Genomic DNA, 25,339 nt, shown 5'->3' with positions numbered 1-25,339 from the left:
TTAAAAGGATCGGGCCGCATGCGCGGCCCGTTGTGGTCAACTCTTTCTTGACCAACGCGCCCTCGGCGATGTGGTCACGGTACGGGGGCGTATGCGCATATGCGCAGGGCGCACGGTGTCTCGCACGCCCTGTGGGCGGCGGCCTCACAGGCGGGCCAATAGACTGGTGTGCTGCTCGTCCTGACCCCGCCCGAGAGCTCGTCCTGACCCCCGCCCGAGAGGCAGTCGCCCACCTATGAAGTTGGTCTTCGCAGGCACCCCCGAGGTCGCCGTTCCCGCCCTGGACGCCCTGATCGCCTCCGAGCGCCACGAGGTGGCCGCCGTCGTCACCCGGCCCGACGCCCCCGCAGGGCGCGGTCGCAGGCTGGTGGCCAGCCCGGTCGCCCAGCGGGCCGAGGAGGCGGGTATCGAGGTGCTCAAGCCCCGGCGGCCACGGGACGAGGACTTCCTGGCCCGGTTGCGCGAGATCGGCCCCGACTGCTGCCCGGTCGTCGCCTATGGTGCGCTGCTGCCCCGGGTGGCGCTGGATGTGCCCCCGCGCGGCTGGGTCAATCTGCACTTCTCGCTGCTGCCCGCCTGGCGTGGCGCCGCCCCCGTACAGCACGCGATCATGGCGGGTGACGAGATCACCGGCGCGTCGACGTTCCTGATCGAAGAGGGCCTTGACGCGGGTGCGGTGTACGGGACGGTCACCGAGCGGGTCCGCCCCACGGACACCAGTGGTGACCTGCTGACGCGGCTCGCCTTCGCGGGCGCGGGCCTGCTCGCGGCGACCATGGACGGGCTGGAGGACGGCTCGCTCAAGGCCGTGCCGCAGCCGCGGGAGGGCATCTCGCTCGCGCCGAAGATCACCGTCGAGGACGCCCGGGTGGACTGGGCCGCTCCGGCGCTGCGCGTCGACCGCGTGGTACGCGGCTGCACCCCCGCGCCGGGAGCGTGGACGGTCTTCCGTGGGGAGCGGCTGAAGCTCATCTCCGTACAACTGGTCCCGGATCACCAGGATCTGGCCCCCGGCGAACTGTCCGTCGCCAAGAACAACGTGTACGTCGGTACCGGCTCACACGCCGTGGAGCCGCTCTGGGTGCAGCCGCAGGGCAAGAAGCCGATGCGGGCGGCGGACTGGGCCCGCGGGGTCCGCATCGCCCCGGGTGAGACGCTGGGCGCCTGAGACGAGGGGCCGGGCGTTGCTCGGCGGGCCTGGTCGGCGGGTCGCCGTAGGCTTAGTACGTATCTCTATCCAGATCCGGAGCACCTTTTCGTGAACGACCAGCCTCGTCGCCGTCCGCGCAAGCCCTACCGCCGCCCGCAGAAGGACCCTGTGCGGATGCTCGCGTTCGAGGCGCTGCGGGCGGTGGACGAGCGGGACGCGTACGCGAACCTCGTCCTGCCGCCGCTGCTCAAGAAGGCACGCGACAAGGGCGATTTCGACGGGCGGGACGCGGCGCTGGCCACCGAGCTGGTGTACGGCACCCTGCGCCGCCAGGGCACCTACGACGCGATCATCTCGGCCTGTGTCGACCGGCCGCTGCGCGAGGTCGACCCGCCGGTTCTGGACGTGCTCAGCCTCGGTGCGCATCAATTGCTCGGGACCCGGATTCCCAGCCACGCGGCCGTGTCCGCCAGCGTCGAACTGGCCCGGGTGGTGCTCGGCGACGGGCGGGCCAAGTTCGTCAACGCCGTCCTGCGGAAGATCGCGGCGGACGATCTGGACGGCTGGCTGGCCAAGGTCGCGCCGCCGTACGACCAGGACCCCGAGGACCATCTCGCGGTGGTGCACTCGCACCCGCGCTGGATCGTGTCCGCGCTCTGGGACGCGCTGGGCGGCGGACGCGCGGGCATCGAGGACCTGCTGGAGGCCGACAACGAACGCCCCGAGGTGACCCTGGTCGCCCGGCCGGGGCGCAGCACCGCGGACGAGCTCCTGGACACGCTCGGCGAGGAGAGCGGCCTGCCCGGGCGTTGGTCGCCGCACGCCGTACGGCTCACCGAGGGAGGCGAGCCGGGGGCGCTGGACGCCGTGCGCGAGGGGCGCGCCGGAGTGCAGGACGAGGGCAGCCAGCTGGTCGCGCTCGCGCTCGCCCAGGCGCCGCTGGACGGGCCGGACAAGCGGTGGCTGGACGGCTGCGCGGGCCCCGGCGGCAAGGCCGCGATGCTGGCCGCGCTCGCCGCCCAGCGTGGCGCGCTGCTGCTCGCCTCGGAGAAGCAGCCGCACCGCGCCCGGCTGGTGGCGGGCACCCTGGAGGGCAACCCGGGCCCGTACCAGGTGATCGCCGCCGACGGCACCCGACCGCCCTGGCGGCCCGGCAGCTTCGACCGGGTACTGATGGACGTTCCCTGCACCGGACTTGGCGCCCTGCGCCGCCGCCCCGAGGCCCGCTGGCGGCGCCGCCCCGAGGACCTGGACGGCTTCGCCCCGCTCCAGCGGGCCCTCCTCGAGGAGGCGCTGGCGGCCGTCCGCGTCGGCGGTGTCGTCGGCTACGCCACCTGCTCCCCGCACCTCGCCGAGACCCGCGCCGTCGTCGACGACGTACTGACGAAGCAGGGCGGCGCCGAACTGATCGACGCCCGCCCCCTGATGCCCGGCGTCCCGGCACTCGGCGAGGGCCCGGACGTCCAGCTGTGGCCGCATCTGCACGGCACGGACGCGATGTACCTGGCGGTGTTGCGGCGCACTGCCTAACTGCATAACTGCCTAACTGCCTACGCGCCAGAACGGCATGGAAGGTGAGGTTCCGGGTGGGCCCGGGGCCGACCACCAGGACCGAGGGTGGGAAAGCTCCGCGGGCATGGCAGTCTGGGGGCATGGCCGTTCAGATCAATCCCAGTATCCTGTCCGCTGACTTCGCACGGCTCGCCGACGAAGCGAAGGCCGTCGAAGGCGCCGACTGGCTCCATGTCGACGTGATGGACAACCACTTCGTCCCGAACCTCACGCTCGGCGTGCCGATCGTGGAGTCCCTGAGCCGGGCCACGGACACTCCGCTGGACTGCCACCTGATGATCGAGGACGTCGACCGCTGGGCGCCGCAGTACGTGGAAGCGGGGGCCGGATCCGTCACCTTCCACGCCGAGGCCGCGGCCGCGCCCGTACGGCTGGCCCGCGAGATCCGCGCCAAGGGAGCCAGGGCGTCGATGGCACTGAAGCCCGCGACGCCCATCGAGCCGTACGAGGACCTGCTCCCCGAGCTCGACATGCTGCTGATCATGACCGTGGAGCCGGGTTTCGGCGGCCAGGCCTTCCTGGACATCATGCTGCCGAAGATCCGGCGGACCCGCGAGCTGATCTCCAAGCACGGCCTGGACCTGTGGCTCCAGGTGGACGGCGGGGTCGCGGAGGCCACCATCGAGCGTTGCGCCGAGGCGGGCGCCGATGTCTTCGTGGCGGGCTCCGCGGTCTTCGGCAAGGACGACCCGGCCGCGGCGGTACGCGCCCTGCGGGCGAAGGCCGAGGGCGCTGCCGCGTCGCATGAACAGGCCGTGAGCGCGGCGGCGGCCTGGGCATGTGACCACTGAGTCACCGGCCACGCGTCCGCTGAGCCACGGCCAGGTGAACGCAGTACCGCACGACTGATCAAGACCGCCGGATCTGCGAGGATGAACGGTGAGTCGCTCAGTGAACTTGTGAACAGTGAGGAGATTGCCGTGTCCGGCATGTCGGCGGGTCGGCCAGCCCTGCGGATGGGACCCGCTGAGCTGGTGCAGGCGGCGGCCATGGCCCGCCGCTTCTACCTCGAGGGCAAGTCCAAGATCCAGATCGCCGAGGAGTTCGGCGTCAGCCGTTTCAAGGTCGCGCGGGTCCTGGAGACGGCGCTCGAACGCGACCTCGTACGGATCGAGATCCGGGTGCCAGCGGAACTCGACGCGGAGCGTTCCGACCGGCTGCGGGCCCGCTACGGCCTGCGGCACGCGGTCGTCGTCGAGTCACCGGCGGAGTCGGCCGAGGAGTCGCCCGATCCGGAGAACCTGGGCGAGGTGGCCGCTGACCTGCTCGGCGAGCTCGTCAACGAGGGCGATGTGCTGGGTCTGGCCTGGGGCCGGTCCACCATCCATATGGCCGCGGCCCTGGACCGGCTGCCGCCCTGCACGGTCGTCCAGCTGACGGGTGTGTACGACGCGGGGACCGCCGAGCGCGGCTCGGTGGAGGCGGTACGGCGTGCCGCACAGGTGTCCGGCGGCGAGGCGCACCCCATCTACGCGCCGATGCTGCTGCCGGACCCGGCGACCGCCGCCGCGCTGCGGAACCAGACCGGGATCGCCCGCGCCTTCGAGTACTTCGACAAGGTCACCGTCGCCGCGGTCTCCATCGGCTCCTGGGAGCCCGGCATCTCCACGGTGCACGACATGCTGACCGACGACGAGCGCGCCCACTACGCCTCGCTCGGAGTCGCCGCCGAGATGTCCGCGCACCTCTTCGACGGGCAGGGCCGCCGGGTCGGACGTGACCTGGGGGAGCGGTGCATCACGGTCGAGGCCGACCGGCTGCGGCGTATCCCCGAGGTGGTGGCGATCGCCGGGGGCCAGCGCAAGGCGGGCGCGATCGACGCGGTGCTCCGCTCCGGCCTGGTCACCAGCCTGGTCACGGACACCGCGGCGGCGGACCTGCTCCTGGAGACGGGCCCGGCACCGCGCCCGGCACTGGACCGCGCGGACCCGGACAGCGAGGGGCCGCAGGGCCGGTAGTAGCCAGTGTCGGCGGCGGGGGTTGAGAGCCCGTCAGCGGCCCCCGCTTGAACGACGACGCCTGGCCCGCGCGCTACCCCTCGTGCAGCGCGTGCACCGCGGCGACCGTGTCCGCGTCCGCCGCCCGCTTGTCCTCGCGGTACCGCACCACCCGCGCGAACCGCAGCGTCACCCCCTCCGGATACCGCGAAGAGCGCTGCACGCCGTCGAAAGCCACCTCCACCACCAACTCGGGCCGTACCCGCACCACCCACCCGTCGTCGCTCACCGCCAACTGCCCGAGCCGCTCGGTCTGCCACGCCAGCAACGCGTCGGTGAGGCCCTTGAAGGTTTTGCCCAGCATCGCGAAGGAGCCGTCCGGGCGGCGCGCGCCCAGATGCAGGTTGGACAGCTTCCCGGTGCGCCGTCCGTGCCCCCACTCCGCCGCGAGCACCACCAGGTCCAGGGTGTGCACGGGCTTCACCTTCAGCCAGGACGCCCCGCGCCGCCCCGCGCTGTACGCGGAGTCCAGCGCCTTGAGTACGACGCCCTCGTGCCCGCGCTCCAGGGCCTCGGCCGCGAACTCCCGCGCGGCCTCCCGCAGTCGTACGTCCCCGGGGTCGTCGATCGCCAGCCGCCGCACCCGGCGCGGCTCCGGCGCCACCCGGGCCAGCTCCGCGTGCCGCTCCCGGGCGGGCAGGTCGAGCAGGTCACGGCCGTCCACGGCCAGCAGGTCGAAGAAGACCGGGGACAGCGGCAGCGAGGCCTGAGCGCCCTCGACGTCGAGGCGCGAGCCGACCCGGCCCGCGATGTCCTGGAACGGCCGCGGCCGCCCCTGCCCGTCCAGCGCGATCACCTCACCGTCCAGCACCGCCCGGTCGGCCGCCAACTCTCGGGCCGCGGCGACGACTTCAGGCAGCCGTACGGTGATCTCGTCCAGCGTCCGGGTGAAGACCCGCACCGCGTCACCCGCCCGGTGCACCTGCACCCGGATGCCGTCGAGCTTCTCCTCGACCGCACACGGACCAAGGCGCTCCACCGCCTCGTCCACGTCCTTCGCGGTCTTCGCGAGCATCGGCAGCACCGGGCGCCCCACATCCAGCCGGAAGTCGTCCAGCGCCGCCACCCCGTCGGCGGCCAGCGCCGCCGCCACCACGTCGAGCCGCCCCGCGAGCATCACCGCCCGCCGTACCGCCACCGGGTCAGCGCCGACGGCCACCGCCAGTGCCTCGGCCGCCAGCGCGTCCAGCGCGCCCTGCCGCAGCTCACCGCCGATCAGCCCGTACAGCAGGCGCTGCTCGTCCTCGGTCGCGGCGGACAACAGTGCGTGCAGCAGCCGTCTGCGCTCGGCCTGCGCGCCCTGGCCGGACACAGCCGCGATCTGGTCGAACGCCGCGTTCACCTCCTGGACGGTGAGCCGGGCCTCATCGGCTGGCGGCTGCCGCTCCTTGAAGGACGTCCAGCCCACGCCGATCTTCCGCTGTGGCATCCGTCCCGCGAGATACGAGACGACCAGGGGCGCGTCAGCCGGTGACATCCCGCGGAACAGCTCGGCGAGGAGAGCGGTCTTCTTCGACCGTGAACGGGTCGCGGCGATCTCCCGCGAGGTTCTGGCCACATCGGAGAGCAGCATGAACACATCGTGGCCCAGCAGCCGCCTACCCGCAGTGGTTCGGCGCCTGTGGGAGCATCGGCCGCATGCTGCACGGGCCCCGTCAGGCACCACCCCACCGCCGCCCTACCGGTCTGCTACTCGCCCTGCTGTCCGCCGTCGCGCTGCTGCTCGGCGGCTGCGCCACGACCAGCGACACCAGCGCGCCGGGCGGGACGCCTACCCCCGGCGGAGCGTCGGCCCCCGCGACACCGGGCTGGGCGCGGGGCATGGCGACGGTTCTGGTGAGCGAGCTGCCACCCGAGGCACGCGAGACGCTGCGCCTGATCGACTCCGGTGGCCCCTTCCCGTACGCGCAGGACGGCACGACCTTCGGCAACTTCGAGCGGCTGCTGCCCCGTCAGCAGCGCGGCTACTACCGGGAGTACACGGTCCGCACCCCGGGCGAGCGCACGCGTGGGGCCCGGCGTCTGGTCACCGGTGACGGCGGCGAGACCTACTACACGCCGGACCACTACAACTCGTTCAAGGCGGTTCTGCGATGACCGACGCCCTCGCCCTGGCCCCCGTCCTGGCAGCCGCCCGCGCCACGGGCTGGCACACCGCCGTACTCGACCTCGAGGGTGCCGTGGACAAGGCCACCTTCATGGACCGCTGCGCCCGCCACCTGGACCTGCCCGCATGGTTCGGACGCAACTGGGACGCGCTCGCGGACTGCCTCACCGACCTGTCGTGGGCTCCGGCCACCGGAGGGCGGCTCCTGGTGGTGTCGGGCTGGCACGCGTACGCCCGTGCGCAGCCACGCGAGTGGGGCATCGCCCAGGAGGTTCTGGCCGACGCGGCGGACCACTGGCGGGCGAGCGACACCCAGCTCGTCGTGCTGCTGACGCTGGAGGCGGGTAGCATCCGGGGGTAAGGCAGGTTCCACTGCCTGACACCAAAGCGCCAAAGCCCCCGGACCTCTTCCGTGCCTCTTCGGAGGAGTAGACGAACACGGGGGTGTTTTGCTGTGTCTTCGTGGAAGCGACCTGCGCTATTTCGTATGGAAAACTGGGTCTTATGCGTTTTCTTGAGCCAGGTACCGGGCGCCCCGTGGATTCTTCTCCGGTCCCCTATGACCTGACGTACGACGATGTCTTCATGGTGCCGAGCCGCTCCGCCGTCGGCTCCCGGCAGGGCGTGGACCTCTCCTCGCCGGACGGTACGGGCACCACGATTCCGCTGGTCGTGGCGAACATGACCGCGATCGCCGGTCGCCGTATGGCCGAGACCGTCGCCCGTAGGGGCGGGCTTGTGGTGATCCCCCAGGACATTCCGATCGAGGTCGTCACCGAGGTCATCACCTGGGTCAAGAGCCGTCACCTCGTGCTGGACACCCCGATCATCCTGGCCCCGACGCAGACGGTCGCCGACGCGCTGTCGCTGCTGCACAAGCGGGCGCACGGCGCCGGTGTCGTCATCGACGGCGACCACAAGCCGATCGGTGTCGTCACCGAGTCGGACCTGTCCGGAGTGGACCGGTTCACCCAGCTGTCCGAGGTCATGTCGCGGGAGCTGCTGCTCATCGACGCCGACATCGACCCCCGTGAGGCGTTCACCCAGCTGGACGCGGGCCACCGCAAGGTCGCTCCCGCCGTCGACAAGGACGGCCGTCTCGTCGGCATCCTGACCCGCAAGGGCGCCCTGCGCGCGACGCTGTACTCGCCCGCCGTCGACGCGAACGGCAAGCTGCGCGTCGCCGCCGCCGTCGGGATCAACGGCGACGTGGCGGGCAAGGCCAAGCAGCTGCTCGACGCCGGTGTGGACACGCTGGTGGTGGACACGGCACACGGCCACCAGGAGTCGATGATCTCCGCCGTCAAGGCCGTACGGGCGCTGGACCCGCAGGTTCCGATCGTCGCGGGCAACATCGTCGCCGCTGAGGGCGTACGGGATCTGATCGAGGCGGGCGCCGACATCATCAAGGTCGGTGTGGGCCCCGGCGCCATGTGCACCACTCGCATGATGACCGGCGTGGGCCGTCCGCAGTTCTCGGCCGTGCTGGAGTGCGCGGCGGAGGCCAAGAAGTACGGCAAGCACGTCTGGGCCGACGGTGGCGTCCGGCACCCGCGTGACGTCGCCATGGCACTGGCCGCCGGTGCGTCCAACGTCATGATCGGTTCGTGGTTCTCGGGCACCTTCGAGTCCCCGGGCGACCTCCAGCAGTCCGCCGACGGGCGCCTCTACAAGGAGTCCTTCGGCATGGCGTCGGCGCGTGCCGTGCGCAACCGCACCTCCGACGAGTCGGCCTACGACCGCGCGCGCAAGGCGCTGTTCGAGGAGGGCATCTCCACCTCGCGGATGTTCCTGGACCCGGCCCGCCCGGGCGTCGAGGACCTGATCGACTCGATCATCGCGGGCGTGCGTTCCTCCTGCACCTACGCCGGTGCCGGTTCGCTGGAGGAGTTCGCCGAGCGCGCCGTCGTGGGTGTGCAGAGCGCCGCCGGTTACGCGGAGGGCAAGCCGCTGCACGCCAGCTGGAGCTAGTACCGGCTGCCCCCTTACGTTCTCTCGGCCACACGTTCCCTCGGCCACGGCCCCGATCGTCTCCGGACGGTCGGGGCCGCGGTCCGTTTTGAGCGAGTCATAACGGCAGTGCGCAACAAAAGCCCATCCGGGGCACTTGCGCGCAATGATCACACGTTGACGCGCAAGGTTGATGCATTACGTACGGGAACCCCCAGCTCATAGGCTCAACCGCTGTACGTGGAGTGGCGTTGACCGCCTGCTCGGCGGTCCTTCCTGGTGCGAGGCGCTTCCCCCTGCGCTGCCACGGGCCCCGTCGCGGTCAACCGCGCTCGACCCGCAGCACGACAAGGAGCGTCCCCAGTGTTGGACCAAAGCTCGGCACCCCCCACGACCGTAAGATCCTCCGGGCTCGGAACGCGGCTGATGCGCCGCAAGCCCGTCGAGGTGCTGGTCGCCGAGGGCGGTCAGGGCGAGGGCGGCACGCTGCGGCGTTCGCTCACCATGTGGCAGCTGACCATGATCAGCATCGGTGCCACCCTCGGCACCGGCATTTTCGTCGTCCTCGGCGAGGCGACTCCGCTGGCCGGTCCCGCGGTGGCGATCTCCTTCGTCATCGCCGGTCTGACCGCCCTGTTCTCGGCGCTCTCCTACGCGGAGCTGGCCGGGTCCGTACCGGTCTCCGGCTCCTCGTACTCCTACTCGTACGCCACCATGGGCGAGCTCATCGCCTGGATATGCGGCTGGTGCCTGATCCTCGAGTACGGCGTGTCGGTCGCGGCCGTCGCGGTCGGCTGGGGCGAGTACCTGAACGAGCTGCTGCACGGCACCCTCGGCATCACCATCCCCGAGACGGTGTCCGCGCCACTCGGTGAGGGCGGGTACATCAACCTGCCCGCCCTGATCGTCATCCTGATGGCCATGGTGTTCCTGATGGGCGGCGCCAAGGAAAGCGCCCGGGTCAACACGATCATGGTCGTCATCAAGATCGCCACGCTGGTGCTCTTCTGCGTCATCGGCTTCATGGGCATCAAGGCGGGCAACTACACCCCGCTGGCCCCGCTCGGCATCACCGGGATCAGCGCCGGCGCGGCCGTCCTGTTCTTCTCGTACATCGGCTTCGACGCCGCCTCCACCGCCGGTGAGGAAGCCAAGAACCCCAAGCGTGACCTGCCGCGCGCGATCATGCTGTCCCTGGTGATCGTCACGGTCCTGTACTGCATGGTGGCCCTGGTCGCCGTCGGCGCCATGCCGTGGGAGACCTTCGAGGGCACCGAGGCCGCACTCGCCCAGATCATGAAGGACGTCACCGGGCACAGCTTCTGGGGCGTGGTCCTCGCCGCTGGCGCCGTCATCGCCATCGCCAGCGTCGTCTTCGCCGTCCTGTACGGCCAGACCCGCATCCTCTTCGCGATGTCGCGCGACGGCCTGGTGCCCCGGGTCTTCGCCAAGGTCGACCCGCGCACCGGCACCCCCAGGGCCAACGTGGTGATCGTCTCGATGTTCTGCGGTGTGCTCGCCGCGACCATCCCGCTGGGTGAGCTGGCGAATGCCACCAGCATCGGCACCCTCTTCGCGTTCGCACTGGTGAACGTCGCGGTCGTCATCCTGCGCAAGCAGCGGCCCGACATGCCGAGGACCTTCAAGGTCGCGCTGTTCCCGCTGACGCCCATCCTGGGCTTCGGCTTCTGCGCCTGGATGATGTTCAGCCTGCCGGTCATCACCTGGATCTGGTTCGCTGGCTGGATGATCGTGGGGCTCGTGTTCTACTTCGGATACGGCATGCAGCGCTCCCGACTCGAGGGCGCGCCGTCACCACTGGCCACCGCAGAGAAGTGATCCACCCGCAGTGCGACTGAATGACCTCGACGAACGCATCGTCCACGCCCTCGCCGAAGACGCCCGCCGCTCCTACGCGGACATCGGCGCCGAAGTGGGCCTCTCCGCCCCTGCCGTCAAACGGCGGGTCGACCGGCTGCGCGCCGAAGGCGCCATCACGGGCTTCACGGTCCGGGTCGACCCGGCGGCGCTCGGCTGGGAGACCGAGGGGTTCGTCGAGATCTACTGTCGGCACAACACCGCTCCAGACGACATCCGCCGTGGTCTGGAGCGGTATCCGGAGGTGGTGTCCGCGTCCACCGTCACCGGGGACGCGGACGCCGTCGTCCAGGTCTTCGCCTCCGACATGCGCCACTTCGAGCGGGTGCTTGAGCGCATCGCGGGTGAGCCCTTCGTGGAGCGCACCAAGTCGGTGCTGGTGCTGTCGCCGCTGCTGAGGCGGTTCACGTCGGGGTCGGTGGCGTAGGACCGTACGGGCAGGGGAGGTGGGCTTCCCTACGGGTACGGGCGGCGGGGCTTCCGTACACGGCCCGCGCTGGCGCGCAACGAATCGCCGCATCACGGCGAAAACACGCAACAGATCGCTCAGATCCGCGCAACGGTAGCGCCTTGTCCGGGCAGAACCTTGGCCCGTACCGTCAAAGGCGTCCCCCAGCACCCTTCCGTACCGCCCGAGGAAGCCCATGCCGCCGCTGCGCACCGCCCTGCTCCAGAGCTCCGGACGACCCGGTGACGTGGCGAAGAACCTCGAACTGCTGGACACGGAGGCGGGCCGGGCGGCCGCCACCGGCGCCGGACTGCTGGTCTGCCCCGAGCTGTACCTGACCGGCTACGCGATCGGCGACGATGTGCACCGGCTCGCCGAGGCGGTGGACGGCCCGTCCGCCCGTACGGTGGCCGAGATCGCCCGCCGCCACGGCATCGCCGTCGCCTACGGCTACCCGGAGCGCGCGGGGGACATGGTCTTCAACGCGGCGCGGCTCGTCGGCCCTGACGGCGCTCTCCTGCTGAACTACCGCAAGACCCACCTGTTCGGCGCCTTCGAGGCGGAGCAGTTCACCGCGGGGGACCAGCCGGTCGTCCAGGCCGAGCTCGGCGGTCTGACCGTCGGCGTCGTGATCTGCTACGACGTGGAGTTCCCGGAGAACGTACGGGCGCACGCCCTGGCGGGCACCGATCTGCTGCTGGTCCCCACCGCGCTGATGCACCCCTTCCAGATCGTCGCCGAGTCCGTGCTGCCGGTCCGGGCCTTCGAGAACCAGATGTACCTCGCCTACGCCAACCGGACAGGACCCGAGGGCGCGTTCGAGTTCGCCGGTCTTTCCACCCTGGTCGGACCCGACGGCGTCGCCCGCGCGCGTGCGGGCCGGGCCGAGGAACTGGTGTCCGGTGAGGTGGACCCGGAGTTCCTCGCGGCGTCGCGGGCGACCAATCCGTATCTACGGGACCGCCGCCCCGGCCTCTACACCTCCCTCGTCTGAACAACCTCCCCTGCTTCCACCCGCTTCCCCCTTCACCACCGCGCAAGGAGTCCGTACCCCATGACGTCCACGGTGCCCACCGCCGTCCAGCACACCGACGCGCAGCCGCCGATCACCATGTTCGGTCCGGACTTCCCGTACGCGTACGACGACTTCCTCGCCCACCCGGCCGGGCTCGGCCAGATACCCGCCGGTGAGCACGGCGCCGAGGTCGCCGTCATCGGCGGCGGGCTCTCCGGCATCGTGGCCGCGTACGAGCTGATGAAGATGGGCCTCAAGCCCGTGGTGTACGAGGCCGACCAGATCGGCGGACGGCTCCGGACGGTGGGCTTCCCCGGCTGTGACGGCGACCTGACCGCCGAGATGGGCGCGATGCGCTTCCCGCCGTCGTCGACCGCCCTCCAGCACTACATCGACCTGGTGGGTCTGGAGACCCGGCCGTTCCCCAACCCGCTGGCCCCCGAGACCCCCTCCACGGTCGTCGACCTCAAGGGCGAGGCGCACTACGCCGAGACCGTCGACGACCTGCCGCAGGTCTACCGCGACGTGATGCACGCGTGGAACGCCTGCCTGGAGGAGGGCGCCGACTTCTCCGACATGAACCGTGCCCTGCGCGAGCGTGACGTCCCGCGTATCCGGGAGATCTGGGCGAAGCTGGTGGAGAAGCTGGACAACCAGACCTTCTACGGCTTCCTCTGCGAGTCCGAGGCCTTCAAGTCCTTCCGGCACCGCGAGATCTTCGGCCAGGTCGGCTTCGGCACCGGCGGCTGGGACACCGACTTCCCCAACTCCATCCTGGAGATCCTGCGCGTCGTCTACACCGAGGCCGACGACCACCACCGTGGCATCGTCGGCGGCAGCCAGCAGCTGCCGCTGCGCCTGTGGGAGCGCGAGCCGGAGAAGCTCGTGCACTGGGCGTACGGCACGTCGCTGAAGTCGCTGCACGAGGGTGAACCTCGTCCCGCCGTGACCCGGCTGCACCGCACCGCGGGCAACCGCATCACCGTGACCGACGCGTCCGGGGACATTCGCACCTACCGTGCGGCGATCTTCACGGCGCAGTCCTGGATGCTGCTCTCCAAGATCGACTGCGATGACTCGCTCTTCCCGATCGACCACTGGACGGCGATCGAGCGCACCCACTACATGGAGTCGTCCAAGCTGTTCGTGCCGGTTGACCGGCCGTTCTGGCTCGACAAGGACGAGGACACCGGGCGTGACGTGATGTCGATGACGCTCACCGACCGGATGACGCGTGGCACCTACCTGCTGGACAACGGCCCGGACCAGCCCGCCGTCATCTGCCTCTCCTACACCTGGTGCGATGACAGCCTGAAGTGGCTGCCGCTGTCCGCGAACGAGCGGATGGAGGTCATGCTGAAGTCGCTCGGCGAGATCTACCCGAAGGTCGACATCCGGCGCCACATCATCGGCAACCCGGTCACCGTGTCCTGGGAGAACGAGCCCTACTTCATGGGCGCGTTCAAGGCGAACCTGCCCGGCCACTACCGCTACCAGCGGCGGCTGTTCACCCACTTCATGCAGGACGAGCTGGCCGAGGACAAGCGCGGTCTGTTCCTCGCGGGCGATGACATCTCCTGGACGGCCGGTTGGGCCGAGGGCGCCATCCAGACCGCGCTGAACGCCGTCTGGGGCGTGATGCACCAGTTCGGTGGCGCCACTGACGCGGCCAACCCGGGGCCTGGTGACCTGTACGACGAGATCGCTCCGGTCGAGCTGCCTGAGGACTGAGGACTGAGGACTGAGGACTGAGACCGAGGACTGGGACTGGGACTGAGGCGTAGTACGTGTGGGTCGGGCGTTCAGCGCCAGGGTGTCAGGAGACAGCGCCCGACCAGGCCGATTCCGTCGTCCATCCGTCCCCTGAACTCCTCGGCCAGCTCCGGGAGATCCCGTAGCCCCCACAGCACCCGGGCCGCTGACCAGGCGGCCTCCCGGGCCCGCTCCAGGTTCCACGCACTGACCAGATGCGTCAGCGGATCGGCGACCTCCAGGAGGTCGGGGCCCGGCATCAGATCCTCTCTGATGCGCTCCTCCAGGGCCGTCAGCTGATCACCCACGCGGTCGAACTCGCCCTCCAGGTCCGTCGGTTGACAGTCGAGCGTACGACAGGCGTCCACGATGGCCAGCGCCAGATCGTGGCCGACGTGCGCGTTGATGCCGGAGAGCGCGAACTGCATCGGACGTACGCCGGGGTGTCGCCGATGCTGGAACAGCGGGCGCCAGCAGGCGGGTGGCCGCCTCGCGGTCGATGCCGTGTCGACGGCCGCCAGGTAGCGCTCCGTGCGGTGGACGTCCAGCGTGGTGGGGGGCTCGGGAACGTGCCGACTGGGCTCTTCCGTTGCCGAGAGGTAGGCGCGGTGGAACACGGCGACCCCGTCAGTCCGAGGCCACGACGACTCCAGCGCGCGCATCCGTGCGACTAGGGTGTTGACGTCGGCCGGGCCGGGGTGTTGCAGCGTCTGCGCCATGCGGGCAGCGTCCCAGTCGTAGGCTGGCGCGGGGTTCACCCGGCCGTGAGCTTCCCCGAAACGGGGGAACGGCCGGGGTACAGCACGTCAAGGTGGGGGGATTCACCGTGTCAGGCTCACGCGCACAGCGCCGGGTCCAACGCGCCGTCCGCGCCGGGGGCGCGGGACACACCAGGCGCCGGTGGGCGGCCGGGCGGCAGACGATGGCCGTGGTCGCGTCGGTGGTGGTCGTGGTGGGAGCGGCGATGGGGGTGCAGGCGTCCGTGCGGGGCGGCGGCGAGCGGGACGAGGCGCGTGCTGAGGAGAGCCGGGCGCCGAGCCTGCAGCCGCTTCCCGCGGTGCCTACGCCGAGCTCGTCTCCGTCGCCCTCCGCGTCGCCGTCCCCGTCGCTGTCTCCCTCACCTTCTGCCTCGGCTTCGCCGTCCGCGTCGAAGTCGAAGCCGACGTCGCCGAAGCCGTCCCCGACGAAGACCGGGAAGGCGACTGGTGGGGGCGGGAGTTCGGCCCCGGGCGCCCCCGAGCGGGCCGACGGGAGGCTGTACCGGCATGGGCAGTCGCAGGTGCTCGACTGGGTCAGGGCGAACCGAGGTGACGCGCGGCGTCCGCTGATCGAGGAGCGGATAGCGGCCAGGCCCGCGGCGGTGTGGTTCGCCGAGTACAACCCGGAGGTGATCACGTCGCGGGTGCGGGCGGTGACCTCGGCGTCCGGCAGCCGGGTGCCGATTCTGGTGCCGTACGCGATCCCTGACCGTGACTGCGGGGGCGCGTCGCAGGGCGGGGCGCCTGACCTGGCGGCGTACGACCGGTGGGTGGAGCGGTTCGCCGCGGGGCTCGGCTCCGGTGAGGCCATCGTGATACTGGAGCCGGACGCGATCGCGCTCTCGGACTGCCTCTCCGCCGGGCAGCGGGAAGCGCGGTTCGCCTCGCTGGCCCGTGCGGGACGCACCCTGCACGCGGCGAACCCCAAGGCTCGGGTGTACTACGACGCTGGGCACTCCGGGTGGCATCCGGCGGGCACGATGGCGGGGTTGCTGCGGCAGGCGGGCGCGGCGTCGAGCGCGTCGTCGGATGGCGTCTACACCAACGTGTCCAACTTCCACCGCACCGGCGATGAGGCGGCCTACGCCCGCCAGGTGCTGTCGGCCCTGGGCGGGCCCGCCTCGCTGGGCGCCGTCATCGACACCAGCCGCAACGGCAACGGCCCGCCGCCGGGAGGCGCCTGGTGCGACCCCGCGGGCCGCAAGCTGGGACAGCCGCCGACGCTGAGCACCGGGCGGGCGCGCATCGACGCCTACCTGTGGATCAAACTGCCGGGCGAGGCGGACGGCTGCCGGGGCAAGGCGGGCAGCTTCACGCCGGACTACGCGTACGAGCTCGCCACGGGGAACTGAGGGCGGCCGTGCTTCGCGGTGAGCCGGGCTCGGTGGGGTGGCCCCGCTATCGCTGCTGGTCCGATCGCGGTGTGGGGGTCAGGTGCTGGGCTGTGGGTTGGGGGGTTGTGCGGAGTACGTTCGCGCAGGCGACGAGGCCGAAGGCCAGAGCTGTGACCAGGCCGAAGGAGACCACCAGCGACGTCACGTCCGCCACCGCGCCGATCGCCGACGGGGCGACCAGGCCCGAGGTGTACGTGATGGTGGCGACGCCCGCGATGGCCAGGCTCGGGTTGTCGCCACTGCGGGCCGCCGCGGCGAAGGCCAGCGGCACGACGACGGCGATGCCGAGGCCCATGAAGGCGAAGCCGGTCATCGCGAGCGCCGCGTTCGGCGCGGTGACGATGAGCAGGCCGCCGAGCGTCGCGAACACCCCGCCGACCCGCACCACCCGTACCGCGCCGAACCGGTCGACCACCGCGTCCCCACAGAGCCGGGCCACGGCCATGGTCAGCGCGAACGCCGTCGTGGAGGCGGCCGCGACCGCTGGCGAGGCGCTCAGCACATCGCGTAGGTACACCGCTGACCAGTCCAGGCTCGCCCCCTCCGCGAACACCGCGCAGAACCCCACCGCGCCGATCAGCAGCGCCGACCTGGGGGGCAGCGCGAAGCGCGGCGGTGCCGCCTGGTCCGGGGCGCTGCGGAGATCCAGCACGCCCTGGCAGGCCAGCAGGCCGAACACGGTGAGCGCCCCGGCCGCGAGCAGGTGGTGCAGCCGGGCATCGGCGCCCAGGTGCGCGGCGAGCGTCCCCGCCGCCGAGCCGATCAGCGCGCCCACGCTCCACATACCGTGCAGCCCCGACATGATCGAGCGGTCCATACGGTTCTCGACCTCGACGCCGAGGGCGTTCATCGCCACGTCGGACATGCCCGCCGTCGCCCCGTACACGAAGAGCAGCGCGCAGAGGGTGAGCAGGTTCGGAGCCAGGGAGGGCAGGACCAGGGCGAGGGTCCACAGCGCGAGCAGGCCGCGCAGTGCCGTACGGGCCCCGAAACGGTGGCTGATCGATCCCGCGAGCGGCATCGCCAGGGAGGCGCCGATCGCCGGAAAGGCGAGCGCCAGGCCGAGCTGGCCCGCACTCACGCCAGTGTGCTCCTGAATCCACGGCACACGGGTCGCGAAGGACCCGGTGACCGCGCCGTGCACACAGAAGACCGCGCCCACGGCGTAGCGCGCCCGCCTCAACCGCTGTGCGTCGACGGTGATTTCGCCCATCTGTCCCTCCCCGGGGTTGTCTCGGGCGTAAACTATCAGGAACCTTGCCTGATAGAAATGGCATAAGGGAGTCACGGAGGAGTCTGGAAGGATCGTCGGCATGTCCGCATCACCCCGTACCGCCCGGGTCATCAACGACCGGCTCGCCCTTGGACTGCTACAGCGGCAAGGCCCGTTGACGGCCACCCAGCTGAAGCGGCTCACCGGTCTGTCCCGGCCCACCGTCGCCGACCTCGTGGAGCGCCTTCAGGGATCTGGGCTGATCACCGTCGTGGGCGAGTCGGGGGCCGAGCGCCGCGGTCCCAACGCGCGGCTGTACGGGATCGTCGCTGACCGCGCCCATCTCGCGGCCCTCGATGTCCGTACCGACGGGGTCTCCGTCGTGGTCGCCGACCTGCTGGGCACCGTCCTGGCCGAGGCCACCCAGCCGATCGACGAGGACGCCGGTACCGAGCCCGCCGTCGAGCGGGCCGTGGCGCTGTTGGAGCGCACCGCCCAGGCCGCCGGGGCGCGGCCGTTGCACAGCGTCGGCATCGGCGCGCCGGGTCTGGTCGACCCGGCCACCGGCGAACTCCGCAACACCACCGGCCTCCCCGCCTGGCACCGCCGTCTGGTCGCCGCGTTGCAGCAGCGGCTGCCCGCGACCGTCCTCGTCGAGAACGAGACCAACCTCGCCGCCGTGGCCGAGCAGCGCGGTGGAGCGGTGACGGACCGCGAGACCTTCGTCCTGCTCTGGCTGGGCGAGGGGGTGGGCGCGGCGGTCGTTCTGGACGGCGCGCTGCGCCGCGGAGCGTCTGGCGGCACCGGCGAGATCGGCTTCCTCCCGGTGCCGGGCACCGGCGCGTTGCCGTCGTCGACCGGCTGCGATGGTGGCTTCCACTCGCTCGCTGGCGCGGCCGCGGTCAGCGCGCTCGCCGCGGAGCACGGGCTGCTGGCGGATACGGAGCGGGGCGCGCCGTACGAGCGGCGGGCCGCGACCGTCGTACGGGCGGCGGTCGCGGCGGTGGCGGAGCTGTCGGGGGCAGAGCTGCCGGAGGCGGGCGCCGCTGCGTTTCTCGATGCGCTCGCTGATCGCCTCGCGATCGGCGTGGCCTCCGTGGTCGCGGTGCTCGACCCCGGATGCGTGGTGCTAGGGGGTGAGGTGGGCCGCGCGGGGGGCGCGGAGTTGGCCGCCCGTGTCGAGACGCGGCTCGCCGCGATGACGCCGCTGGCCACCGAGGTCCGGGCGGGCACGCTGGGGGGCGCCGCGGTGCTGCGTGGCGCGCTGTTCGTCGCGCGGGACGCGGCGCAGGACGAGCTCTTCGCGGTGAGTCCGTGAAGCGCTGAGCCCGCCCGGGGAACTGGGGGGCGGGCTCAGCGCTTAGGGGGAAGAACCCGGCGGCGGGCAAGGGCCGTCGACACCGCCGCCGGGTCGTTTGGTACTCCGGATCAGCAGGCGCCGAGGTCCTGCCAGACGCCCCACTCGCCGGTGGTGCCGGGCTCGTCGCCCTGCGTCCACCACTTGGCCTTCCAGGAGCGGCCGTCGTGCGAGACGACGGAGTCGCCGGTGTAGGTGTCTCCGGCCTTCCAGGCCGGGTCGGTGCATTCACCGCCACCGCCACCATCGCCGCCGCCGTCACCGCCGCCCGAGGAGCCATCGCCCGGCTCGACCAGCGTTGTACCGCGCGCCAGGTCACCGGCCAGCGCGTACGTCGTGCCGCCCACGGTCACCGTCCAGTTCGACGGTGTGGACACCGGCAGGTAGTAGACGAAGTCGAGCTGCACCGAGTCGCCGGGTGCCAGCGACTGCCAGGCCGGGAGCTTCAGCGAGGTGCGGTGGTACTCGCCCTTCAGGCCGCCGACGTTGTCCCCGGTGTGGTCGCTGCGGATGATCTCCGTACCGAAACCGGACTGGTCCTTGGCGTTGTTCGGCGCGGACGTGGCGTAGTCGAACTGGAACTCGGTGCCGCCCGGCAGCGTCGTCTGCGTCTTGTTGGTGATCGTCAGCTTCGGGCTGATCGGGTAGTTCGAGTCGCCGAGTGGGAACGCGTCGAAGCCCACCTCGATGTCGACCGCCTCGGTGGGCAGGTCGATGGTGGAGCGCTGCGCGCCGTACGGTGTGGCCGACTTGAACTTCTCGTACATGGCCGTGGTGAGCGTGTCACCCATCTCGTACTGGCCCTTGGCCGCGTTCCAGTCGTAGTCGCCCGCCAACTCCCAGACCATGGTGCCGCCCAGGCCCTGGTCGACGACATAGTCGGCCTTGGTGGTGACCGACTCCTCGTCCTCGGTGGACAGGAACACCTTCTTCTCGGCGTTCCAGAGCCATGGCGCGACCAGCGTGGAGTCGTACTTGCGCGCGTAGTCGCCGGTCAGGGTCGTGTCCGCGGGGAAGCCGTAGTCGGTCACGTAGTCCCCGACGACGCCCTTCTCCAGGTTCTTGGCGTGCCACATCGGGTTCGAACCGGCCGGGGACTCCTTGCCGTTGTCATCCTTGTCGTGCCACAGGTTGTCGATGCCGGACGCGCCGTCACCGCACGTGGTGAGGCCGGAACCGGCCGGGCAGTCGGTCGATGACGCCTTGCCCCACAGCCCGTCCGTACCGCCCTGCACGTTCTTGAAGCCGCGTGTGTAGTACGGCAGGCCGATGTTGATGCGGCCCGCGGGCATCGAGCCGCGGAAGTAGTGCGCGGCCCAGTCGGCGTTGAGATAGCCGATGCCGCCGTACTGGGACGTGGTGTACACCCCCGCGGCCGCGAGCTCCGAGTCCTTGCCGTCGTCGTAGAGCGAGGCGTTCGGGCCGACGTGCTCGTTCCAGGCGCCGTGCAGGTCGTACGACATGATGTTGACGTAGTCCAGATACCTCTGCATCTGGTAGGTCTCCATGCCGCGCAGCAGATAGCCGGAGGACGGCGCGGCGACGGTGAGCAGATAGTGCTTGCCGTCGGCGGCACCGGCCCGGTCCAGCTTCTCGCGCAAGGTCTTCATCAGGGCGTCATAGCCCTTGACCAGGCCCGCGCGACGGGAGTTCGCGAAGGACCAGTCCAGCGGATTGCCCGCGTCTTTCATGGTCGTCGCGTACTCGTAGTCGATGTCGACGCCGTTGAAGCCGTACTTCTTGATGAAGTCGACCGCGGAGTCGGCGAACGTCTCGATACCCGCGTGGTTCACCGAACCATCCGCGTTGGTGGCCATCTTGTAGAAGCCGCCGTCGTCCACCCGGTCGCCGTTGTCATCGAAGTGACCACCGGTCTCGGCCCAACCACCCACGGAGATCAGCGTCTTGACGTTCGGGTGCTGCTTCTTGAATTTGTTCAGCAGATTGAAGTGGCCCTTGTAGGGGTACGAGGGGTCCATCTCCGCACCCTCGACACCCGGCCAGGTCATACCGGTCGCGGCGTTCTTCGCGCCGTCCGAACCAACGGAGAGCTTGTTGCCGCCGTCCACATGGGCGAAGGCGTAGTTGATATGGGTGATCTTCTCCCAGGGGATGTCCCCCGCGAGGTAGGCGGGCGTTCCGTCCTGGCCGGTGCGCCAGCCGGTGAAGTAGCCGATGACGCGGCGCTGGTGGTCGTCGCCCATCTTCTCGCGGCCGTCCGCGTCATAGACGGAGCAGTACGGGACATCGACGCCTGGGGTCGTATAGAGCCCGTCGGGGCGGCACGAAGCGTCGTCGGCGGCATGGGAGGTGGTCGCGGTGAGGCCGCTGAGCAGCAGCCCGGCGACCGCCGTACCCGCGGCGAGCAGCGTGGCTCTCGCGCGTGTGGGGGACAGCACGTCGGTTCCTCCTGGGGAGGCTCGGTGTCACACAACGAATCAGGGCAGGGCCCCGGTGTGCGCACACCAACTGGGCCAACTCCTCGGAGTGACGCAGACGTTAAGAGGACTAGACCAGAGCGTCAATAGGTATGGACCAATCCGGGTGAACGTTGTACGAACACCTAGGTCCGTCCGCCGGACGGGCCTGGAGCGGGCCTGGGGCCGGTCTCGCGCGAGGCGCGGTGCGATATGTCCATGTCAGGGCGCTGTGAGTCAGCCCACAGGTGATCGCCCGCATGCGCGGCGCGTAGCCGTGGCAGACTGACCCTGTACCAACAGCAGCGCACTCCGGGGTCGGTGTAATTCCGAACCGGCGGTTATAGTCCGCGACCCGGCCGCATCCAGTGGCCGGTTGACCAGGTGAAACTCCTGGACCGACGGTGAAAGTCCGGATGGGAGGCAGTGCGCGGCGAGCGAGCGTCAGCTGTACGCCGCCGTTGGTCCGCCCTCACCGGCGGGCCCTTTCGGCGTTGTACCCGGTGCCGCAGTTCGTCGATTTCCGTCGTGACCTCACGTCATCGACAGCCCCGGAGTCCGTGCCCGAAGAGGCAGGAGGACCCGGTGGCCACCGCAGCAGCGCCCGACCCAGAGCACGCCGCCATGCGCCGTGCCGTAGAGCTCGCCGCGCTCGGACTCGGTTCCACCAGCCCCAACCCCGTCGTCGGCTGCGTCATCCTCGACGCCTCCGGCGAGCAGGTCGGCGAGGGCTACCACCAGCGCGCCGGCGGCCCGCACGCCGAGGTCCACGCCCTGCGCGCGGCGGGCGAACGGGCCCGTGGCGGCACCGCCCTGGTCACCCTCGAACCCTGCGCCCACACCGGCCGCACCGGACCCTGCGCCCAGGCCCTCATCGACGCCGGGATCGCCCGGGTCGTCTATGCGGTGGGCGACCCCAACCCCACCGCGACCGGCGGCGCCCAGCGGCTGCGCGAGGCCGGTGTCGAGGTGGCCTCCGGCCTGCTCGGAGACGAAGCCGCCGCGGGCAACGTCGCCTGGCTGACCTCCGTACGCACCGGCCGCCCGTACGTCACCTGGAAGTACGCCGCCACCCTGGACGGCCGTATCGCCGCCGCCGACCGCACCAGCCGCTGGATCACCTCCGCCGACGCGCGCGCCGACGTCCACCGGCTGCGCGCCGAGGTGGACGCGGTGATCGTCGGCTCGGGCACCGCACGCGCCGACGACCCGCACCTCGCCGTACGTGGCGTCGCCGGGGCCACCCAGCCGCTGCGCGTCGTCATCGACACCCACGCCACCGCCGTACGGTCAGGCGCCCGCGTCCTGGACGACGCCGCCCGCACCGTCATCGCGGTCGCCGCCGACCTCCCGCCGGACGCCACCACCCACCTGCCGGACGTCCTGCGCGTCCCGCGCGCCGCCACCACCGGCCTGGACATCCCCGCACTTCTCACCGCCCTGTACGAGGACGGCGTCCGCTCCGTCCTCCTGGAGGGCGGCCCCACGCTCGCCGGGGCCTTCGTCGCCGCGGGCGCCGTCGACCGGGTCGTCGGCTACCTCGCCCCGGTCCTGCTCGGCGCGGGCCCCGCGGCCCTCGTGGACGCCGGAATCACCACGATCACCGACGCGTTGCGGCTCGACGTGACCGAGACCGTGCGCATCGGCCCGGATCTCCGCGTCACCGCCGTCCCGCTGCCCGCCGCCTCTGCCGTCTCCGTTCCTCCCGCCACCCTCGCCACTCCCGCCTCGAAGGAGCACTGAAGTGTTCACCGGAATCGTCGAAGAGCTGGGTGAGGTCACCGCCGTCGAGAACCTCGGTGACTCCTCCCGCTTCCGACTGCGCGGCCCCGTCGTCACCGAGGACGCCAAGCACGGCGACTCGATCGCCGTCAACGGCGTCTGCCTGACCGTCGTCGACCGCGAGGGCGAGGAGTTCACCGCCGATGTGATGGCCGAGACGCTGAACCGCTCCAGCCTCGGCGAGCTGCGGCCCGGCTCCCGGGTCAACCTGGAGCGCCCGACCGCCGTCGGCGCCCGCCTCGGCGGCCACATCGTGCAGGGGCATGTGGACGGAACGGGCACCGTCGTGGACCGTAAGCCCTCCGACAACTGGGAACTCGTCACGGTCTCGCTGCCCGACGGGCTCTCCCGCTATGTCGTCGAGAAGGGCTCCATCACGGTCGACGGAATCAGTCTCACCGTCGTCGACGCGGGCCCGGACTTCTTCACGATCAGCCTGATCCCCACCACCCTCGCGCTGACCACGCTCGGCATCAAGCAGCCGGGTGACGTGGTCAACCTTGAGGTCGACATCATCGCCAAGTACGTGGAGCGGCTGCTCGGCACCGGCGCCGGGGAGCGCGCCAAGTGAGCACCTTCGACTTCCTCAACGCCGAGGCCTTCACCGCCTTCGGCCAGCACGTCATCTGGTCCGACATGGTCGGCAACACCGTCGGCCTGATCGCCCTCGCGCTCGGCTGGCGGCGCTCCATAGCCACCTGGCCCGCGCAGCTGCTGTCCGGCCTGATCCTGGTCGCCGCGTACGCGTCCGCCCAGCTGTCCGGCGGCGTCGGCAAGCAGCTCCTGGTCATCGGCGTGGCCGTCTGGGGCTGGCGCCAGTGGCAGCGGGGACGGCAGCAGGCCCAGGACGGCTCCATCGCCATCCGCTTCGCCAGCTGGCACGAGCGGGTCCTGCTGCTGGCCGGGGCCGTCGTCGGCACCCTGGCGGTGGGCGGCCTGTTCACCGCCTTCCCCTCGCTCTCCTGGAGCCCGTGGGCCGACGCCTACATTTTCGTCGGCACCCTGGTCGCGATGGTCGCCCAGGCCCGCGGCCTGGTGGAGTTCTGGTTCGCCTGGCTCCTGGTCGACCTCGTCGGCGTCCCGCTCGCCTTCAGCAGCGGCCTGGCCTTCTCCGGCCTCGTATACGTGATCTACCTCGCCCTCGTCCTGTGGGGCATGCGCGACTGGTGGCTGCGCTCCCGTGCGACCACGCCCGTCCTGGAAGGAGCACCGGCATGAGTACCGCCCCCGTCTGGTACAGCACCGCTCACGGTGAGGACACCTCGGACCTCGCCCTCGATCCCATCGAGCTGGCCATCGCCGATATCGCGGCGGGCCGACCGGTCGTCGTCGTCGACGACGAGGACCGCGAGAACGAGGGCGACCTCGTGATCGCGGCCGAGAAGGCCACCCCCGAGATCATCGCCTTCATGATGAGCGAGTGCCGTGGTCTGATCTGCGCCCCCATGGAGGGCGACGAGCTGGACCGGCTCGCGCTCCCGCAGATGGTCCAGGACAACACCGAGTCCATGAAGACGGCCTTCACCGTCTCGGTCGACGCCTCCGCCGCGCACGGCGTGACCACCGGCATCTCCGCCAGCGACCGCGCCACCACGCTCCAGCTCCTCGCGCACGGCGCGGCCCAGCCCGGCGACTTCGTACGCCCCGGCCACATCTTCCCGCTGCGCGCGCGGCCGGGCGGCGTCCTGGTTCGTAACGGCCACACCGAGGCCGCCGTGGACCTGGCCAGACTCGCGGGCCTGCGCCCCGCCGGAGCGATCGTGGAGATCGCCGGTGAGGACGGCCGGATGCTGCGGCTGCCCGAGCTGATCCCGTTCGCCCGTAAGCACGGTCTGACGATCATCTCCATCGAGGACCTGATCGCCTACCGGCGCACCGCCGAGCCGACCGTACGGCGCGAGGCCGAGGTCGAGCTGCCCACCGCGCACGGCCGGTTCACCGCCTACGGCTACCGCTCCGTGGTCGACGGTGTGGAGCATGTGGCTCTCGTCCAGGGCGACATCGCCGACGGCGAGGACGTCCTGGTCCGGGTGCACTCCGAGTGTCTGACCGGCGATGTCTTCCACTCACTGCGCTGCGACTGCGGCCCGCAGCTACAGGCCTCGATGGACCGCATCACCGACGAGGGCCGGGGCGTGGTCGTCTATCTGCGCGGCCACGAGGGGCGCGGCATCGGGCTGCTCTCCAAGCTCCGCGCCTACGAACTCCAGGAGCGCGGCCGCGACACCCTGGACGCCAACCTGGAGCTCGGCCTGCCCGCCGACGCCCGGGACTACGCCGCCGGCGCCCAGATTCTCACCGACCTGGGGGTACGCAGCCTGCGGCTGATGACCAACAACCCCGAGAAGACCGAGGCCCTGGTGAACCATGGCCTGCGGGTGACCGGGCGAGAGCCGGTGCACGTCCAGACCGGGGAGCACAATCTGCGCTATCTGCGGACCAAGCGGGACCGGATGGGACACGACCTGCCCTGGCTCGACGCGAACTGACGCGTCCGGGCACTTTGCATACCGAGTAACCAGCACATCGCACCAGCACACAGCACCGAG

At 71.0% G+C, this 25,339-nt stretch carries 21 protein-coding genes and 1 riboswitch; of the genes, 17 read left to right on the top strand and 4 right to left on the bottom strand.

Annotation, left to right across the window (positions count from 1 at the left end):
• Positions 1 to 235: 235 nt before the first annotated feature.
• The 4 genes from fmt to GCN81_RS00940 all read left to right on the top strand — a co-directional run bounded on the left by fmt (position 236) and on the right by GCN81_RS00940 (position 4,680).
• Complete coding sequence (fmt, locus tag GCN81_RS00955) at positions 236 to 1,168, top strand: methionyl-tRNA formyltransferase (RefSeq protein ID WP_156721463.1); 933 nt, start codon at positions 236 to 238, stop codon at positions 1,166 to 1,168.
• A 90-nt stretch (positions 1,169 to 1,258) separates the two neighbouring features.
• A complete protein-coding gene (locus tag GCN81_RS00950) occupies positions 1,259 to 2,680 on the top strand; it encodes an RsmB/NOP family class I SAM-dependent RNA methyltransferase (protein WP_156721462.1) in 1,422 nt (473 codons plus the stop codon).
• A gap of 122 nt (positions 2,681 to 2,802) precedes the next feature.
• On the top strand, positions 2,803 to 3,513 hold the full coding sequence (gene rpe, locus GCN81_RS00945; protein ID WP_156721461.1) for a ribulose-phosphate 3-epimerase: 711 nt from the start codon (positions 2,803 to 2,805) through the stop codon (positions 3,511 to 3,513).
• Positions 3,514 to 3,594: 81 nt separating this feature from the next.
• Entirely contained in the window at positions 3,595 to 4,680 is a 1,086-nt protein-coding gene (locus tag GCN81_RS00940) for a sugar-binding transcriptional regulator (protein WP_156721460.1), read from the top strand.
• A 73-nt stretch (positions 4,681 to 4,753) separates the two neighbouring features.
• Here GCN81_RS00940 and GCN81_RS00935 read toward each other — a convergent pair whose 3' ends face one another.
• Complete coding sequence (locus GCN81_RS00935) at positions 4,754 to 6,292, bottom strand: ATP-dependent DNA ligase (protein ID WP_156721459.1); 1,539 nt, start codon at positions 6,290 to 6,292, stop codon at positions 4,754 to 4,756.
• Positions 6,293 to 6,357: 65 nt separating this feature from the next.
• On the opposite strand from GCN81_RS00935, the gene GCN81_RS00930 reads away from it, so the two are divergent.
• The 7 genes from GCN81_RS00930 to GCN81_RS00900 all read left to right on the top strand — a co-directional run bounded on the left by GCN81_RS00930 (position 6,358) and on the right by GCN81_RS00900 (position 13,848).
• The gene (locus GCN81_RS00930) at positions 6,358 to 6,816 is read left to right on the top strand and encodes a ribonuclease domain-containing protein (RefSeq protein ID WP_156721458.1); all 459 of its coding nucleotides are present in this window, start codon (positions 6,358 to 6,360) and stop codon (positions 6,814 to 6,816) included.
• Positions 6,813 to 7,187 carry a barstar family protein gene (locus GCN81_RS00925; protein WP_156721457.1) on the top strand — a complete coding sequence of 125 codons (375 nt, stop codon included), beginning with the start codon at positions 6,813 to 6,815 and terminating at the stop codon, positions 7,185 to 7,187. The genes GCN81_RS00930 and GCN81_RS00925 overlap by 4 nt, the downstream gene beginning before the upstream one ends.
• A 143-nt stretch (positions 7,188 to 7,330) precedes the next feature.
• Positions 7,331 to 8,797 (top strand): GuaB1 family IMP dehydrogenase-related protein, encoded by a 1,467-nt coding sequence (locus GCN81_RS00920; protein WP_156721456.1) that lies wholly within the window; start codon positions 7,331 to 7,333, stop codon positions 8,795 to 8,797.
• Between the two features lie 405 nt (positions 8,798 to 9,202).
• The gene (locus tag GCN81_RS00915) at positions 9,203 to 10,615 is read left to right on the top strand and encodes an amino acid permease (protein ID WP_156721455.1); all 1,413 of its coding nucleotides are present in this window, start codon (positions 9,203 to 9,205) and stop codon (positions 10,613 to 10,615) included.
• Positions 10,616 to 10,625: 10 nt separating this feature from the next.
• Positions 10,626 to 11,081, top strand: a complete 456-nt coding sequence (locus GCN81_RS00910; protein ID WP_156721454.1) for an Lrp/AsnC family transcriptional regulator — start codon at positions 10,626 to 10,628, stop codon at positions 11,079 to 11,081.
• 217 nt (positions 11,082 to 11,298) lie between these two features.
• Positions 11,299 to 12,096 carry a carbon-nitrogen hydrolase family protein gene (locus GCN81_RS00905; RefSeq protein WP_156721453.1) on the top strand — a complete coding sequence of 266 codons (798 nt, stop codon included), beginning with the start codon at positions 11,299 to 11,301 and terminating at the stop codon, positions 12,094 to 12,096.
• A gap of 60 nt (positions 12,097 to 12,156) precedes the next feature.
• Positions 12,157 to 13,848, top strand: coding sequence for a flavin monoamine oxidase family protein (locus GCN81_RS00900; protein WP_156721452.1), 1,692 nt, complete (start codon positions 12,157 to 12,159; stop codon positions 13,846 to 13,848).
• Positions 13,849 to 13,919: 71 nt separating this feature from the next.
• On the opposite strand, the gene GCN81_RS00895 is transcribed toward GCN81_RS00900, so the two are convergent.
• Positions 13,920 to 14,588: a DUF5995 family protein gene (locus tag GCN81_RS00895; protein ID WP_156721451.1), complete on the bottom strand. Its 669-nt coding sequence runs from the start codon at positions 14,586 to 14,588 to the stop codon at positions 13,920 to 13,922.
• A 107-nt stretch (positions 14,589 to 14,695) separates the two neighbouring features.
• Here GCN81_RS00895 and GCN81_RS00890 point away from each other — a divergent pair, with 107 nt between their 5' ends.
• Positions 14,696 to 15,979 carry a glycoside hydrolase family 6 protein gene (locus GCN81_RS00890; RefSeq protein ID WP_407697923.1) on the top strand — a complete coding sequence of 428 codons (1,284 nt, stop codon included), beginning with the start codon at positions 14,696 to 14,698 and terminating at the stop codon, positions 15,977 to 15,979.
• Between the two features lie 46 nt (positions 15,980 to 16,025).
• Here GCN81_RS00890 and GCN81_RS00885 read toward each other — a convergent pair whose 3' ends face one another.
• Complete coding sequence (locus GCN81_RS00885) at positions 16,026 to 17,234, bottom strand: MFS transporter (RefSeq protein ID WP_156721450.1); 1,209 nt, start codon at positions 17,232 to 17,234, stop codon at positions 16,026 to 16,028.
• Positions 17,235 to 17,334: 100 nt separating this feature from the next.
• On the opposite strand from GCN81_RS00885, the gene GCN81_RS00880 reads away from it, so the two are divergent.
• Complete coding sequence (locus tag GCN81_RS00880; protein WP_156721449.1) at positions 17,335 to 18,552, top strand: ROK family transcriptional regulator; 1,218 nt, start codon at positions 17,335 to 17,337, stop codon at positions 18,550 to 18,552.
• Positions 18,553 to 18,662: 110 nt separating this feature from the next.
• Here GCN81_RS00880 and GCN81_RS00875 read toward each other — a convergent pair whose 3' ends face one another.
• Complete coding sequence (locus GCN81_RS00875; RefSeq protein WP_156721448.1) at positions 18,663 to 20,990, bottom strand: chitinase C-terminal domain-containing protein; 2,328 nt, start codon at positions 20,988 to 20,990, stop codon at positions 18,663 to 18,665.
• Between the two features lie 321 nt (positions 20,991 to 21,311).
• Positions 21,312 to 21,442: riboswitch (FMN riboswitch) on the top strand.
• 190 nt (positions 21,443 to 21,632) lie between these two features.
• Between GCN81_RS00875 and ribD the strand changes: the two genes are divergently transcribed.
• From ribD to GCN81_RS00855, 4 genes are read left to right on the top strand one after another with little or no spacing between them, the layout of a single operon-like run.
• Entirely contained in the window at positions 21,633 to 22,751 is a 1,119-nt protein-coding gene (ribD, locus tag GCN81_RS00870; RefSeq protein ID WP_156721735.1) for a bifunctional diaminohydroxyphosphoribosylaminopyrimidine deaminase/5-amino-6-(5-phosphoribosylamino)uracil reductase RibD, read from the top strand.
• Between the two features lies 1 nt (position 22,752).
• Positions 22,753 to 23,361 (top strand): riboflavin synthase, encoded by a 609-nt coding sequence (locus GCN81_RS00865; protein WP_156721447.1) that lies wholly within the window; start codon positions 22,753 to 22,755, stop codon positions 23,359 to 23,361.
• On the top strand, positions 23,358 to 24,008 hold the full coding sequence (locus GCN81_RS00860) for a nicotinamide mononucleotide transporter family protein (protein ID WP_156721446.1): 651 nt from the start codon (positions 23,358 to 23,360) through the stop codon (positions 24,006 to 24,008). The genes GCN81_RS00865 and GCN81_RS00860 overlap by 4 nt, the downstream gene beginning before the upstream one ends.
• Positions 24,005 to 25,279: a bifunctional 3,4-dihydroxy-2-butanone-4-phosphate synthase/GTP cyclohydrolase II gene (locus tag GCN81_RS00855; RefSeq protein ID WP_156721445.1), complete on the top strand. Its 1,275-nt coding sequence runs from the start codon at positions 24,005 to 24,007 to the stop codon at positions 25,277 to 25,279. The genes GCN81_RS00860 and GCN81_RS00855 overlap by 4 nt, the downstream gene beginning before the upstream one ends.
• The last annotated feature ends 60 nt before the right edge of the window (positions 25,280 to 25,339 follow it).

It is taken from the genome of Streptomyces apocyni, assembly GCF_009739465.1.
Lineage (GTDB): Bacteria > Actinomycetota > Actinomycetes > Streptomycetales > Streptomycetaceae > Streptomyces > Streptomyces apocyni.
Note: the sequence above shows the minus strand (reverse complement) of the source record. Positions and strands in the feature narration are given on the sequence as shown.

What these genes read in the sequence shown, in the direction of transcription:
- fmt (WP_156721463.1), top strand. Translation starts at nt 236, where the DNA reads ATGAAGTTGGTCTTCGCAGGCACCCCCGAGGTCGCCGTTCCCGCCCTG.
- rpe (WP_156721461.1), top strand. Translation starts at nt 2,803, where the DNA reads ATGGCCGTTCAGATCAATCCCAGTATCCTGTCCGCTGACTTCGCACGG.
- GCN81_RS00940 (WP_156721460.1), top strand. Translation starts at nt 3,595, where the DNA reads ATGAACGGTGAGTCGCTCAGTGAACTTGTGAACAGTGAGGAGATTGCC.
- GCN81_RS00935 (WP_156721459.1), bottom strand. Translation starts at nt 6,292, where the DNA reads ATGCTGCTCTCCGATGTGGCCAGAACCTCGCGGGAGATCGCCGCGACC.
- GCN81_RS00930 (WP_156721458.1), top strand. Translation starts at nt 6,358, where the DNA reads ATGCTGCACGGGCCCCGTCAGGCACCACCCCACCGCCGCCCTACCGGT.
- GCN81_RS00925 (WP_156721457.1), top strand. Translation starts at nt 6,813, where the DNA reads ATGACCGACGCCCTCGCCCTGGCCCCCGTCCTGGCAGCCGCCCGCGCC.
- GCN81_RS00920 (WP_156721456.1), top strand. Translation starts at nt 7,331, where the DNA reads ATGCGTTTTCTTGAGCCAGGTACCGGGCGCCCCGTGGATTCTTCTCCG.
- GCN81_RS00915 (WP_156721455.1), top strand. Translation starts at nt 9,203, where the DNA reads ATGCGCCGCAAGCCCGTCGAGGTGCTGGTCGCCGAGGGCGGTCAGGGC.
- GCN81_RS00905 (WP_156721453.1), top strand. Translation starts at nt 11,299, where the DNA reads ATGCCGCCGCTGCGCACCGCCCTGCTCCAGAGCTCCGGACGACCCGGT.
- GCN81_RS00900 (WP_156721452.1), top strand. Translation starts at nt 12,157, where the DNA reads ATGACGTCCACGGTGCCCACCGCCGTCCAGCACACCGACGCGCAGCCG.
- GCN81_RS00895 (WP_156721451.1), bottom strand. Translation starts at nt 14,588, where the DNA reads ATGGCGCAGACGCTGCAACACCCCGGCCCGGCCGACGTCAACACCCTA.
- GCN81_RS00885 (WP_156721450.1), bottom strand. Translation starts at nt 17,234, where the DNA reads ATGGGCGAAATCACCGTCGACGCACAGCGGTTGAGGCGGGCGCGCTAC.
- GCN81_RS00880 (WP_156721449.1), top strand. Translation starts at nt 17,335, where the DNA reads ATGTCCGCATCACCCCGTACCGCCCGGGTCATCAACGACCGGCTCGCC.
- ribD (WP_156721735.1), top strand. Translation starts at nt 21,633, where the DNA reads ATGCGCCGTGCCGTAGAGCTCGCCGCGCTCGGACTCGGTTCCACCAGC.
- GCN81_RS00855 (WP_156721445.1), top strand. Translation starts at nt 24,005, where the DNA reads ATGAGTACCGCCCCCGTCTGGTACAGCACCGCTCACGGTGAGGACACC.